General features: G+C 44.0%; 13 protein-coding genes. 3 read left to right on the top strand and 10 right to left on the bottom strand.

Going from position 1 to position 13471, the window contains the following annotated elements; translation table 11 throughout:
- Nucleotides 1–1536 carry a nickel ABC transporter substrate-binding protein gene (gene nikA, locus ACM1ND_RS13820; protein ID WP_418026164.1) on the bottom strand — a complete coding sequence of 512 codons (1536 nt, stop codon included), beginning with the start codon at nt 1534–1536 and terminating at the stop codon, nt 1–3.
- A gap of 209 nt (nt 1537–1745) precedes the next feature.
- Nucleotides 1746–3218, bottom strand: coding sequence for a DHA2 family efflux MFS transporter permease subunit (locus ACM1ND_RS13815; RefSeq protein WP_053325537.1), 1473 nt, complete (start codon nt 3216–3218; stop codon nt 1746–1748).
- A 127-nt stretch (nt 3219–3345) separates the two neighbouring features.
- Here ACM1ND_RS13815 and ACM1ND_RS13810 point away from each other — a divergent pair, with 127 nt between their 5' ends.
- Both ACM1ND_RS13810 and ACM1ND_RS13805 read left to right on the top strand, forming a co-directional pair.
- Nucleotides 3346–3915: a TetR/AcrR family transcriptional regulator gene (locus ACM1ND_RS13810; RefSeq protein ID WP_023988846.1), complete on the top strand. Its 570-nt coding sequence runs from the start codon at nt 3346–3348 to the stop codon at nt 3913–3915.
- Nucleotides 3916–4117: 202 nt separating this feature from the next.
- On the top strand, nt 4118–4369 hold the full coding sequence (locus ACM1ND_RS13805; RefSeq protein ID WP_023988845.1) for a YolD-like family protein: 252 nt from the start codon (nt 4118–4120) through the stop codon (nt 4367–4369).
- A 207-nt stretch (nt 4370–4576) separates the two neighbouring features.
- Here ACM1ND_RS13805 and ACM1ND_RS13800 read toward each other — a convergent pair whose 3' ends face one another.
- Nucleotides 4577–4906: a DUF3817 domain-containing protein gene (locus tag ACM1ND_RS13800; protein ID WP_023988844.1), complete on the bottom strand. Its 330-nt coding sequence runs from the start codon at nt 4904–4906 to the stop codon at nt 4577–4579.
- Between the two features lie 626 nt (nt 4907–5532).
- Between ACM1ND_RS13800 and ACM1ND_RS13795 the strand changes: the two genes are divergently transcribed.
- Nucleotides 5533–7584, top strand: a complete 2052-nt coding sequence (locus ACM1ND_RS13795) for a stalk domain-containing protein (protein ID WP_023988843.1) — start codon at nt 5533–5535, stop codon at nt 7582–7584.
- Between the two features lie 87 nt (nt 7585–7671).
- Here ACM1ND_RS13795 and ACM1ND_RS13790 read toward each other — a convergent pair whose 3' ends face one another.
- From ACM1ND_RS13790 to ACM1ND_RS13760, 7 genes are all read right to left on the bottom strand, one after another.
- A complete protein-coding gene (locus tag ACM1ND_RS13790; RefSeq protein WP_418026163.1) occupies nt 7672–8634 on the bottom strand; it encodes an aldo/keto reductase in 963 nt (320 codons plus the stop codon).
- 113 nt (nt 8635–8747) lie between these two features.
- A complete protein-coding gene (locus ACM1ND_RS13785; RefSeq protein WP_418026162.1) occupies nt 8748–8936 on the bottom strand; it encodes a hypothetical protein in 189 nt (62 codons plus the stop codon).
- A gap of 194 nt (nt 8937–9130) precedes the next feature.
- Nucleotides 9131–10528, bottom strand: a complete 1398-nt coding sequence (locus tag ACM1ND_RS13780) for a HAMP domain-containing sensor histidine kinase (protein WP_339200188.1) — start codon at nt 10526–10528, stop codon at nt 9131–9133.
- Entirely contained in the window at nt 10519–11178 is a 660-nt protein-coding gene (locus ACM1ND_RS13775) for a response regulator transcription factor (RefSeq protein WP_068938789.1), read from the bottom strand. The genes ACM1ND_RS13780 and ACM1ND_RS13775 overlap by 10 nt, the downstream gene beginning before the upstream one ends.
- 37 nt (nt 11179–11215) lie before the next feature.
- Nucleotides 11216–11974: a lantibiotic immunity ABC transporter MutG family permease subunit gene (locus tag ACM1ND_RS13770; protein WP_418026161.1), complete on the bottom strand. Its 759-nt coding sequence runs from the start codon at nt 11972–11974 to the stop codon at nt 11216–11218.
- A gap of 1 nt (nt 11975) precedes the next feature.
- Complete coding sequence (locus ACM1ND_RS13765; RefSeq protein WP_418026160.1) at nt 11976–12707, bottom strand: lantibiotic immunity ABC transporter MutE/EpiE family permease subunit; 732 nt, start codon at nt 12705–12707, stop codon at nt 11976–11978.
- Between the two features lies 1 nt (nt 12708).
- Entirely contained in the window at nt 12709–13416 is a 708-nt protein-coding gene (locus ACM1ND_RS13760; protein WP_068938799.1) for a lantibiotic protection ABC transporter ATP-binding protein, read from the bottom strand.
- Nucleotides 13417–13471 lie beyond the last annotated feature (55 nt).

Raw genomic sequence — 13471 nt, 5'->3', positions numbered from 1 at the left:
CTAGTTCACATCCAGGTCCTGGGTCAGCAAGTAGTATTCACTTTGGCTAGTTACCCAGTTATGTACGTAATCGCGATAGGCCACTACGTTGTTTGGATGGACCAGAAAGGATTGCAGATTTTCTTGGTCAATCAGCGTGACAGCCTTCAGCGCCAGCTTGTTGCGTTCTTCCTCATTCACGGTGGTGTTCAGCTGTGAAATCATACCAGTGAGTTCCGGTACATGCACACGCCCATAATTCAGTGCTCCTTCAGGCATGTAAGCCGCATTCAGAAAATAGCTTGCATCGCCGCGCGGGGCTGTAATGCTACTATAAGTCGCTAAATCCCAATCCTGATGAGCGGCAAGATATTCGTCAATATTATCAACCTGACGGATATCAATCGTAATGCCAAGTTCTTTAGCGTTAGCCTGAATAAGCTGAGAGATGAGTGGAAGCTCCGCTCTCGACTGGTAAGTTAGCAATGTAAGATGAAGCGGCTTGCCGTCGGGGTTCGCAACTTTACCGTTCTGTACTGTATATCCAGCTTGCTTGAAGCCTTCTCGGGCAGCATTCAAATCAAACTGTTTCGTAATATATTCCGGTGAAAAAGGAAAGTCGGACAAGAACGGGCCTTGAGCAGGGGTTCCCTGACCAGACATGATACCACGGGCGATCTCATCCCGGTTAATCAGGTTATCAAATGCTTTACGTACAGCCGTCTTTTTCAGATCGTTATTGTTCATATTGTAAATAAGCTGATGCGTTCGCAAACTAGGAAGCGAGTCAACCTTTACGGTAGAATCAGCTTTCAATAGCTCCAGACTTTCAATTGGCGGGCGATACACAATATCAGCAGTTTTGGCTTGAAAAGCAAGCTGACGTGCATTGGCGTCTTCGTTAAACATGAATTTAGCATGTTTCAACTTTACTTCACCGTTCCAATATTGTTCATTGCGATCTAAATTCAGTTCACTTCCAGCACGGAAGCTGGCAACCTTGAACGGTCCCGTCCCTGATGGGAAGTCATCTGTAGCTGTGGTGTCTATAATAGCGGTATTCGGATGAACCAGCTCGGACACAAATTCCGGGAAAGGTTTGTCTGTCGTAATGGTCAAAATCTGTCCATCCGCATGAATATCACGGATATGTAGCGCATTTTTGACCGATGGATTGAGCTTTAGCGCTCTTTCCAAGGAGGCTTTGACAGCAGCGGCATTGACGGCTTTAGCGCTGTGGAAGTTCACACCTGGTCGGATGTTGAAGGTCCAGTGCTGTCCGTCCTTGCTGTCCCATTTCTCTGCAAGCCAAGCTTCCAGCTTAAGATCCTTGTTCACTTTGATCAGTGTTTCACTTACTCCAGCACGAACAGCTGTGTAATTTACATCTGCATGAGGATCTATAGAAGGGCTTTGCACATTGAATAATAAGGTGACACTTTTATCTTGTGGTGCAGCAGATGGAGAGAGTGAAGCTGACGGAGATGAAGCGCAGGCTGCCATCATCACCGCAATCACCGCAGGTATAAATAGTTTAAAATACGAACGCTTAAACAACAGGGAATCCTCCTTAATAGTAATCGTAATTTTTACGCTTTAATTCATAAATCATATCGTAACCAAATGAAGGAGCTTTGTAAATATGTAATTGATGAATGTGTATGTAAATTCATATGAAAAAAGGCTGCATAACCAATAGTGAGATGGTTAGCAGCCTTTAAGTATATTTAGATATTTTTAATTTGGGATGGAAAAAAATTTATGAATTAATGCATGGGTGCTTTGGCAGTGCCATGTTCAACATGAACTCTGCGGATGAAAAACGCAAGGATCAAACCGACCACACTGATGATCATCGCAAAGAAAAATGAATTTTGTGATCCGATTGCCATGGCATTAGCCATTTCATTTACGGATTCAGGCATACTGGATTGGCTCAAATAGCTGTCCATGCCTTTCGAGAGAATGCTTACCGCTACGGCTGTACCGATAGCACCAGCAACTTGTTGGAGCGTGCTCATAATGGCCGTTCCGTCTGGGTATAGATCCATAGGGAGCTGGTTTAGGCCGTTTGTCTGAGCTGGCATCATAATCATGGAAATGCCGATCATCAAGCAACTATGAAGCACAATAATGAGTACGAGAGTTGAAGTTGTTGTAATGCCGGACAGGAAAAACAAAACAGCGGCCACAATCACAAGGCCTGGAATAACAAGCCATTTGGGACCAAATTTATCGAATAGGGAGCCCATAATGGGAGACAAGAGACCGTTGATAATCCCACCAGGCAGAAGTACCAAACCTGCTGCTAGAGCAGACAGAGCCAGCCCTTTTTGCAAAAAGAGTGGAAGAATCAGCATCGTAGAAAGGATCGTCATCATACATAGGAACACCATAATAACGCCGATAACGAACATTGGATATTTAAACACACGCAAATTCAACATTGGCTGCTTCATTTTCAATTGACGTACAGAGAACAGTATCAACGATACCAGACCGACGATCACAGGAAGCAGAACCATCGGGCTAGCCCAACCTTCGCCACCTTCTCCGGATTTACTGAAACCAAACACGACACCGCCGAAGCCAATGGAAGACAGGAGGATAGATAAAAGATCAATTTTGGGCTTGGTCGTTTTTGAAACGTTTTGCATAAATAAAATACCGCAAATTAGCGAGAGAACCAAAAACGGAAGAGAAATCCAGAAGATCCAGTGCCAAGACAGATTTTGCAGTACCAGTCCTGCAATGGTAGGTCCCACCGCAGGTGCAAACATAATTACCAATCCGATGATCCCCATAGCCGCGCCTCTCTTTTCAGCCGGGAAAATGATCAAGATGGTGTTAAACATCAACGGCAATAACAGCGCTGTACCTATGGCCTGAAGAATACGAGCGATCAATAGCACTGAAAAAGTAGGTGAAAGTGCAGCAACGAGGCAACCAGCTATTGAGAACAGCAACGATGTAACAAACAACTGTCTTGTCGTAAAGGTTTGAATCAGCAATCCCGATACAGGTACTAAAATACCGAGTGTCAGCAGATAAGCGGTCGTCAGCCATTGGGCTGTTGCAGTTGTAATATGCAAAATCTGCATCAAATCATTCAGTGCAATGTTAAGTGCCGTTTCACTGAACATTCCAATAAAGCCACTAAGGAGCAGGGCAATCATAATAGGTAGCACCTTGAATGTTTTGGGTTCAGAGGGTGAACTCGTTTGACTCTTTGTACTCATGTTGTTTTTGTTCCTCCAATAAATTAATGGGTATTGAATTATAACGATCGGTCTATATATAATAAACATGTTGTTATTTTTTTGTCAAAGTAAATTATAAATAATATATTAATGAAGGATGCTGTATATGGCTGCTAAACCCGAATCATACGAGAATATCGTACAAACCGCATCGAAGCTCTTTTTTCATCAGGGGTATCACGCGACCGGACTGAATCAGATTCTTGCGGAGAGTGGATCACCGAAGGGCTCACTTTATTATTATTTTCCGCGTGGTAAAGAAGAATTAGCTTTGGAGTGCATAAGAAGAGGGAATGAATTTATTAAGCAAAAATTAAAACAGACACTGGACGAAAACGATAATCCTGTACTAGCCATTCAGAATTTTATTCGTAATACAGCTGAGGAGGCAGACCGTACCGGCTTTAACGACTTCATGCCGATTGGCTTCTGGGCTGCTGCGGAAACTTCCTGTATTAGCGAATCGCTACGTCATGCTTGTGTGAATACATTTGCAGATTGGCAGCGCATTTATATGGAGCGTCTTCAGAAATCGGGCTGGACAGAGGAAAAGGCACACAGTCTGGCGGTACTTATCATTTCGATGCTCGAAGGTGCATTAATTTTGGCTGTTACGCAACAGAGCAGTGCTCCTATTTATAATATCGTGGATTACATTCCACAGTTGGTCAAATAATCCTGTCTCTTCGATTTTCAATCGCTCCTAATGAGCTCCAACAAGCAACTTTAAAAAGCCGATGTTCTCGTTTTTGAGAACTTGGCTTTTTAGTGGTTCTGAGACGTAATTTTACTCACATTACCAGCACCAAATGATGAAAAGTATGGTAAAATGGAATGAATTTGATTTTGATTTTGCACGAAAGGAAGGGTGATAGCAAATGGCAAAAGCGAAGGTAGCCAAACGGCCTACTCGGGATGAATTTGTACTGGAGGAAATCGGGAATCAGCTTGTAGAAGCACAACGTGAGCAATCCGAAATCGTATTGACCGTATGGGGACGCCAAGAAACAACCCGCGGACAGATCGTTAAAATGGACCCGAGAACGGGAAAGGTTCATGTGGAGAGTAATGGAGAAACAGAAAAAGTTCCTTTTATGGATATTATGAGTGTAAATTACCCGAGAGATTAGTTGTTGTGATTACATAAATATAGCAGAAAGGGACGAAAAGAATGACAAAGTTAGGGTCTCCCTTACTGCTGTGGGAAAGTAACAATTTACAATTCGCGTATACAAAAACAACCGAGTGGTTTAGAGCCATCGGTTGTTTTTGTATACTGCTGCATGAGTGGGAAGAGAAAGCCGCGTTATTGTGTTGGCACTTTCCCTTGTACATGCTTATGTAGCTTTTATCGGGCTGGTATGACTGGCACGTGCTTCGGCTTTCTTAAGCACCTTACGATCAAAAATGAAGGGGCCAAACGGCAACAGCGATGCAATCAAGGCTGCAAGACTTTGCAGTAGCGTTATTTTCCGCAGAATCAGCATGACCACAGTAGCTATGACATAAGCCACGAACAGTACCCCATGGATCATACCCACCCAGCTTACCATTTGCGGCATTCCAGCTGCGTATTTAAGCGGCATAGCGATACACACAAGCAGTAGATATGAAATCGCTTCAATATTACCAATGACACCAAACATCTTAAAGGCATTTTTGAACATAATACACCTCCTTCTCCTATTGCTTAAAATTTAATATATCCTATAATGCAATGTTATTAAACGGTAGAAAGTTACGATATATCGAATATTTACAGCTGAACCCCAAGGTTATGTCAGAGCTTTCACATGACTGAAGTATCTCACATCAATGCTTCATTTCGCTGATTCCAACGTACCACAGCTTAGCGTGCCCGGAAACGATGATCGTAATTTCGTTTATCTTGTCAAAATATGTATCTATATTCACTGGTTGCATGATCTAATCTATTAAAGCAAAAATATAAAATATAAAGTCACTCTGATATTAACACGCTATCGAGAAGCCGAGCAAAAAGTGATGAAATTGAAACAAACAATAGGGCTTAAAAAGATGGCTTGAAGTAAGAAAAAACACTAAGCTGATCAAGTTCGAAGGCTTAGCACAAGTTGTTTGCGCGACCCTATCAGTAAAAATGCTAGTGTGAAGCCTAAACATTTTGTATGCAAATTCCGATAACAGTTAAATGAACGTGTGTACATTATAGTGTGAATTTTAAAAGCTGGATGGCAGCAGAAGGGTTTATAAGCTTAACTTATTAGTTTTGACAAATAAAATTTCCATACTGGTATCAAGGAGAGCATAGATCATGAATAAAAAACGTTTGCGTCAATGGATGGCTCCGTTCGCAACGGCTACACTGATTTTAAATACGGGATATGGCATTTTGGCCCCCGATGCAGTGGCTAGCGCGTTGCCGACTGAGAGGCATAACTCAAATCTGACAGGACTGAATACAGCACAGTTACATACCAAATTAGCAACCGCTCAAGGTCGTAATGTGCCGGTTACTTCAGGCACGAAAGTGACTACGTTAACAAAAGGTTATGGTCAGAACACCTATCTCAACCAAATGCTAAAAGTAATGTCGAGCCAAATGGTTACTGCGAATATCGCGCCGGCAGAGGTAAGCAATCTGACAGCGGTTCCTACAGAAACAACAAAAGTAAATTTGTCCTGGACCAATCCGTCGGACCTTAATTTCGACCATGTAAAAGTGGTTGGTGTCACTAACGATGTGTATGTAGATAATATTAGAAGTAACTCTTATATGTTGAGCGGTTTACAGCCGAATACGACCTATACCTTTCGAGTGAAGACGGTGAATAAGAGCGGAGATGAATCACAAGGTACGACAGTACAGGCCAAAACGGCTTCCATTGATGTCCCTGTAGATAAGACACCTCCAGGAGAGGTAAGCGGGCTGACAGCGACGAATGTCGGATATAACGCTTTTACCGTAAATTACATATTGCCTAAGGATGCTGACCTGAGCCAAGCGATCATCTATTTAAATGGTAAGGAAGTGCAGCGAACTACAGGGACGTCCTATACGTTCAGTGGATTGATTGCCTCCACAAATTATACAGTTCTGGTCAAGACTATTGACAAATCCGGCAACATCTCTGGAGGAATCAGTATTCCGGTTACGACCTCAGCGCTCAGCGTTGATACCGTGCCCGAAGTGACAGGAGCTTCAGTGACATCAGTTAATAACTATAGCGTCACTGTTTCCTGGACGAGACCCAGCGGAATTAGTACAGTCAGTCTGTATAAGGACGGGCAACTGGTAACCGATTCATCAGGAACATCCTATACATTCAACAATCTTTCTTCAGGGCAGGCCTATTCGTTCACGATTAGGTCCAAGCGAAGCACAGGTGCATTGTCCTCCGGTGTGAGACTGACTGCCACAACGGACAGTACGTCCTCCAATTCGTCAGAAGTGTCCAATCTTGAAGTAGATAGCAAAAGTGACACCTGGATCAAAATCACCTACGATATGCCGAGTAAAGCCGACAAGGTGAAGATATATGTTGATGGAGATTATGAGGGAACTACAAGCTCTGAGTCCTATAAAATCACGGATTTGCGAGAAGGACGCTGGTATGAGATTAAGGTCGTAACTGTCAATAGTAATGGAAGAGAATCTAGCGGTGTAAAGATATCAGAACGCACGAATTCGGATGGTTACTATTCTTCTTCGTCATCTAGTTCATCGAATTATGAGAAAGCGAGAGATTTGATGCGAATTGCAGAAAACAGTCTGAATGCCTCGGACTGGCGTTCTGCCAGAGATGCAATCAGTGATCTGCCGAGCGGAACCCGTAAAAGCGATTTGCTGGATCGGTTAGAAGCTATTCGCAATAGAGCGATCGGTACCAGTAGTTCATCATCCGGGACGAGTTCTACAACAACAACTTCTGGTACAACGTCCTCATACCCTAACAATGCGGTTTCCTCATATTCAACTTCGTTCACCCTGACACCAGGAGCTAAATCAGCTTATGTCGATGGTCGTGCTACGACGATGGCTCAGGCTCCGCGAATCATAAATGGGGCGACGATGGTCCCGCTGCGCTTTATCAGTGAACGGATAGGTTACGAGGTAAATTATGAAAAGGCGACCAAAAAGATCATTCTGACTCGACCTACAGATGGCAAACAAGTAGTGCTTCAAGTCAAGAATTCGACCCTTGCCGTGTATGAGTTAAACAACTCCCGGAGTTATTCGACGAACATCACAGCTCCGGTTATTGTTAACGGCTACACGCTGGTTCCACTACGAGTGATTAGCGAGCTTTCGGGGTATCAGGTGAACTATAATACTGCATCCAAACAAATTACGATTACAAAATAAATGCTTCTGCAAAAAAAGGGTTCTAGAGTTTTCACTTTAGAACCCTTTTTGTGTATTAGGAAGTGTATGTAGAACAATGACAAACTGTTACTCTGTAAACAAGTTATCTTGATTGAAAAGAATATCGAGTTGCTTAAGCTCGTCACTTGTTAGTCGAACACCCAGAGTTTGAAGATTGGACTCGATTTGATCAGGCTTGGTTGCACCTGGAATAATTAGATCAACGGCTGGACGCGTTAATAGCCAAGCTAGCGCAATCTGTGCAGGATCTGCACCCTTGTCTTTCGCGAATGCTTTGAAGCGATCCACGCGTTCCAAATTTGCGAGAAATGCTTCTTTTTGAAATAAAGGATTATTCATTCGTGAAGTGTCATTAAAAACATCATCCTTCTTATATTTACCGGCCAACAGACCTGATGCGAGCGGGAAAAAAGGAATCAGTGAAATTTCGTGCTCTAGACAATAAGGAATAACGTCGGCTTCTGCATGACGAACCAATAGTGAGTATTCAGCTTGAAGAACATCCAAGTGCTTATTAGCATTAAAAGCCTGAAGCTGCTCAAAGCTTAAATTTGAAGCGCCAATGGCTTTGATTTTCCCTGACTTCTTCAGCTCTGCAAGTGTGTCAGCAGCTTCAGCCAGCGGGGTACGGCTATCGGGAAAATGAAGAAAGAAAATGTCAACATAGTCTGTCTGTAATCTCATCAGGCTGTCATCCACAGCCTTACGTAATGCAGCTGGACTGTTGTCGACTTCCAGATGGCCTTGATTAAATTGGGTATTAGAAGAAGATTTAGTAGATATTACAAGATGTTCACGGCCACCATAATCCCGGATGGCTTCACCGATTAACTCCTCAGAGTGGCCCATTCCATACAGAAATGCGGTATCAATGAAATTGATCCCTTTTTCAAGGGCAGTCCTAATTAATTGTCGGCTTAGAGTATCATCGACTTTTGGATACATCATTGAATTACCTACCACACCTGCTCCAAAACCAAGTTTAAATGCTTTTAATCCTGTTTTTCCTATTGCTATTGTATTGTTCATGTTTATAAGCTCCTCTTTTGTATGATGTGGAATCCTAGGAAGGACTCTAATGCACATCTTACAACCTGGTGTAAACACTAGGTCAAGCAGAGCGATCAGGTATCGAAAACAGATTAAGTTTGGTTTTCAAGTGGCAAAAAGTTATGGCCAAATTTTTGCCCGGTTTGCAATTTCAATTCAATCATATCCTTAATTTCCTGAAGTTCTTTCAGTTGCTGATCTATCTTTTTTTGGTAATCGTAAAGCCTATCGTACCATTCAATATTTGATATGTTGCTCTCATCTAATTGAAGCTGGATCATAGGTTTTAACTCCTTCAGCCGACATTGGTTGTGTCAGGAGTGTCTTCATTCCGATGCAAAATGATAAAACGCTACTGATATATAAATGTCAGTAGCGTTTTATATCGTTTAAGCATAGAACAAGGAAGAGGCGTATGCCTGATGAAATTGAACTAACCTAGATAGTAGATGATCTTTTTTTAAAAATTTGACGATCATATCGGTAATGACCTGAGTGGAATTTTAATACTTACCTGTCCGCCGCCTGTCTGGGTGGAGTTGGCAATAATCAGCTTTCCGCCATGTAGGTTGACAATGGATTTTGTTATATACAGGCCCATCCCGTAATGCCCGCTTAATCTTCTGGACGAGTCACCCATATAAAACTGCTCGGCGGCCTGTTTGAGACCTTCTGTAGAGAAGCCCGAGCCTTCGTCTAAGATGCTGAACTGAATGCCGTCTTCCACAGATTCTACGATCACCTGGATCTCGCTATACTCAGGTGCCTGATCTACCGCATTAGAAGCAACATTCATAATGGCGCGCTCAAGTAGAACTGGGTCTGCATACAGCGTCTTAGGGAGGTTACATGCAGCGAATGCTACAGATATTTTTTTGACAGCAGCCAAGGCTATTATTTGATCTTTCACTTTCGTTAAATAGAAGTCAGAATCCATCGTTTCCGCCCGCAGGGTGACAAGCGTTTCCGCTTTTGAAATTTCAATAAGAGTCTTAATATACTGCTCCATCTGCCTGGTGCTTTCCGATATATAATCCGTATAGTTCTTTTGCTCTTCGGACTGATCGGTCTCGGACAGCAGCTCTACGTTTCCACGAACGATAGTGAGTGGTGTTTTGACATCGTGTGCCAGGGCGGATATTTGCTCGCGACGTGATCTTTCCAGATTCCACTGTTTGTGAAGCGAAGTCTTTAAAGTTTCTTTCATTTTATCCATGGAATGCAGCACCTGATCGATCTCCATCACGCCACTGAATTCGATTGAGAAGTCCAGATCCTGTGCTTGAATTTGTTTGGTGGCCTGCTGCAACCCACTCATCTTACGTGCCAGCTTTCGTCCGAAGGAGGAAGCCAGCAAGGCACCTCCCCCCAGAAAGGCGATACAGAACACGGCAAAAAAGGACAATTCCGCGTTCGGCAGGTATTGACGCAGGATAGGAAGTTCAAACTGAGCCGAGACAGAATAGCGCATCACAGTAACTTTATCATGATGTGAGACTTTTACATAGTTATAGGGAAATTGATAAGCAGTATCGTTCTGCTGCGTAACACTCCAAGCAGTTTGAGCCTGCTTTTCAGAAAGGTTTCCCTCATTGAGGCGGCCTTCCGAAGTGAATGATGCGTATTTATACAGTTTCTGCCGAGAATCCGGCTGTAGGGTCTTGCCAGCTTCAATGATTGTCTTGTCCGCCCGCACCTGATTCTCAGCATAGTTCGCGGGGAGAATGGTCCCACAAGACATCAGGACATAGAAGATGAGAACCAGGAACAGAGCGAGCGCAATCGTCCCGATACAGAACATAACTAAATAACCCAGAAAAATGGTTCGTAGTTTGGTTGTCTTGCATGCTTGCTGTACTTTGGTTACTTCCATCGGTACCCGATTCCCCAAACCGTCTCCACTGGCGAAACCTCTACTTTGCCAAGCTTGGCTCGGATATTTTTAATATGCTCCACGATGGTGGCGGAATCGCTGTCCCCATCCAAGCCGAAGACAGCTTCGTAAATCTGCTCTTTAGGGAACACCTGTCCCCAGTTCAGGGCTAGAAACTTACATATCTCATATTCGCTTTTGGTAAACGGGACTACAACATTCTGAACGGTGATTTCCTTGCCGGACAGATTGAAATGAACTTCCCCGATGCAGAATACATTACGCCGTTCACGATTCTCCCGTCTGAGATGGGCGTTGATTCTTGCGCGCAACTCTCCAGCACCAAACGGCTTGACAATATAATCGTCCGCCCCTTCCCCAAGCCCTAACATCACATCGTTCTCCATGGATTTTGCGGTGAGGAACAGGATCGGGCAGTCTATTTTGCTGCGAATTTCCCGACAGAGTGTGAACCCGTCCATGGTAGGCATCATCACGTCAAGCAGGATGAGGTCAAAGGCTCCAAGCTGCATAGTGAGAACCTGTGGGGAGTCGGAGACCACCGTGACAACATGGCCATCTTTCTGCAAAATATTTTGAAGGAGTGCCAAAACGGCGGGTTCATCATCAACGGCCAACAAGTTTGCCATGCTTAATTCACTTCCCTTGCTTTCTTTACTCTAGTCTTTATTCCGACGAATTGTGTCCTTCCCAACGACAAATCCATAATCCTAATAATACCATGATGACTACGGTCCCTACTACGCAATATCTGACTCCCGAATCAAGCCGTATAGATTCAGGAATAGATACTGCTGAGTTTATACCGTATTGCACCCAGATCGTGATGAACCGGGCAGTCCAAGCAGAGGGGATGAATATCCAATTATGATCACCCAGCCCTGTAAGAAGCAAAGCGGACAATAGACTCTCCATAATGCCTAGACCGATGGAAGCTCCCTTGCCGAACCGCAAACTAATGAAAAAATGCAGAAAATAGAGGAATACACTGGACATAAACAGAATGCAGGCAGCCAACACATAAAACTTCAAGCCATACGGTGACTCTCTCATAAGATATATATAGCCAGCCCCAAAGCCACCGGAGGCAAGCAGCACACTGCCAAATCCCAAGATCAGGAGCAGGCTGAGCTTGCTCAGGAAAGGTAGCAGCTTCACTGGCGAGATCAATAGCTGCTGGAAATTGCCAGCGACTGCCTCCTGCTCAACAGCAATGGAGCAGACAATACCAATCATGGTAGGAAGAACCACGGCCAAGACCTGCAAATAGCCGTCCACCTTTGAAATCGGTGAATACGGAGTAAAGGAATAATAGGCTAGAAAGATTGCTATGCCTAAAAGCGGCACAAACAGCTGCACAAGCAGTAAGGGCTGCCTTCTAAGTTTAAGCACATCGGATTTCAGATAGCGGAAAAAAGAAATCATCTTATTTAGCCTCCCGCTTGCGGAAGGACATCGCCGTCAGTATCGACAGAATTATAAACAGGCAGATTGTGATCACTAGGCCGGGCACAATCACGCCTTTATCCAAAAGCGGATCTCCTGAAGGAACGGCAAGCCCATTAGGTAGCACTTTAATGACGGCGCACATTAATCGGGCTGGAATAGCATAAGGGACCGCCCACCACACAGAGGACGTAGCGAACAAAATGGTGCAGGATACGTTGCCCAGCATATTAATAATTAGAGTGGCAAACATGCCTATTCGGTCCGTCAGGAACAGGCAAAGTGGAACTTGCCACAAAAAGGTGATGAAGAGGATTAGAGTTACAGCAACGCTTCCTGCTAGTGTCACAGAAGTTGAGAATACGAATCCGCCAAGAGTTATCCCTATAAATAGGACAATAAAGGAAACCATTAAGAGTCTTACGCAAACCCCGATTTTACCGTACCATACCTGAGCCAAATCTACAGCCATGCCGAGGACAGCACGGTATTTCAGCTTCTTGCAATCCTTTTGGATCACTCCTGAGCACATTAAGGTGAGGGCACCTGGCAGCAGCATGAAATACCACCAATTGTAGCTGGCGCTTTGGAGCATACGTCCCCCCATGAGTACGGTACACAGAAGAAGAGTAGCGATGGGGGCAAGCCAGACCAACTTTTTTGTGAAGGTACGCTTTAATTTTAGATGTTCGGCGGCTATATATTGCTGCATCCTACTCATCCCCTTTTCGGTATTCCTGTGCAATCTGCATGAACAACGATTCCAGGCTTTGTCCTGGAGTGACCGCCTCTTGATAAGCTAATACGCCGCCGGCAATGATACCGACATGGTCAACGATTTGTTCGACTTCGGATAAAATATGGCTGGAAAGAATTACGGTAATTCCTTGCTTCGGGAAGGAGCGAATCAACTCGCGTTGCTCCTGAATACCAATGGGGTCTAGTCCGTTGGTTGGCTCATCTAAGATCAATAGCTTGGGATGATTGAGGAGAGCAATGGCAATGCCCAGCCGCTGTTTCATACCCATCGAGAACTGGCCCGAGCGCTTTTTCCCGGTATGGGTCAAATCAACAATGTTCAGCACTTCATCAATCTGCGAATCAGGCAATCCCAGCAACGTTGTACGAACTTTGAGGTTCTCTCTAGCTGTCAAATTTTCATAGAGTGGAGGGGATTCGATCAGTGCGCCGATCTGAGCAAGATCTTTTCGGGACCAGGGTTTTCCTTGAAATAAAATCTCACCGGATGTCGGGCGTAGCATACCGGTTAACATTTTCAAGGTGGTTGATTTTCCAGCCCCATTTGGGCCAAGTAGTCCATAGACGGAATTCTCCTGAATAGACAGTGTAACGTTGTTCACCGCCTGTTGTCGTCCGAAGGTTTTGCAGAGATTTTTAGTCTGTAAAATAATGTTATCCATATCAGTTCATCCTTTTCATTTGTTCTGACAACTACTTTAAAGATCAATTCTAAGA

Origin of the sequence: Paenibacillus sp. JJ1722 (genome assembly GCF_048282685.1) — a bacterium.
Lineage (GTDB): Bacteria > Bacillota > Bacilli > Paenibacillales > Paenibacillaceae > Paenibacillus > Paenibacillus polymyxa_B.
The sequence above is the reverse complement of the archived record's forward strand: the minus strand, read 5'-3'. Positions and strand labels throughout refer to the sequence as shown.

Bases quoted from the DNA above. Each gene is read 5' to 3' on its own strand.
- ACM1ND_RS13765 (WP_418026160.1), bottom strand. From the start codon at position 12,707: ATGCAGCAATATATAGCCGCCGAACATCTAAAATTAAAGCGTACCTTC.
- ACM1ND_RS13805 (WP_023988845.1), top strand. From the start codon at position 4,118: ATGGCAAAAGCGAAGGTAGCCAAACGGCCTACTCGGGATGAATTTGTA.
- ACM1ND_RS13760 (WP_068938799.1), bottom strand. From the start codon at position 13,416: ATGGATAACATTATTTTACAGACTAAAAATCTCTGCAAAACCTTCGGA.
- ACM1ND_RS13770 (WP_418026161.1), bottom strand. From the start codon at position 11,974: ATGATTTCTTTTTTCCGCTATCTGAAATCCGATGTGCTTAAACTTAGA.
- ACM1ND_RS13810 (WP_023988846.1), top strand. From the start codon at position 3,346: ATGGCTGCTAAACCCGAATCATACGAGAATATCGTACAAACCGCATCG.
- ACM1ND_RS13815 (WP_053325537.1), bottom strand. From the start codon at position 3,218: ATGAGTACAAAGAGTCAAACGAGTTCACCCTCTGAACCCAAAACATTC.
- ACM1ND_RS13800 (WP_023988844.1), bottom strand. From the start codon at position 4,906: ATGTTCAAAAATGCCTTTAAGATGTTTGGTGTCATTGGTAATATTGAA.
- ACM1ND_RS13785 (WP_418026162.1), bottom strand. From the start codon at position 8,936: ATGATCCAGCTTCAATTAGATGAGAGCAACATATCAAATATTGAATGG.
- ACM1ND_RS13780 (WP_339200188.1), bottom strand. From the start codon at position 10,528: ATGGAAGTAACCAAAGTACAGCAAGCATGCAAGACAACCAAACTACGA.
- ACM1ND_RS13775 (WP_068938789.1), bottom strand. From the start codon at position 11,178: ATGGCAAACTTGTTGGCCGTTGATGATGAACCCGCCGTTTTGGCACTC.
- ACM1ND_RS13790 (WP_418026163.1), bottom strand. From the start codon at position 8,634: ATGAACAATACAATAGCAATAGGAAAAACAGGATTAAAAGCATTTAAA.
- ACM1ND_RS13795 (WP_023988843.1), top strand. From the start codon at position 5,533: ATGAATAAAAAACGTTTGCGTCAATGGATGGCTCCGTTCGCAACGGCT.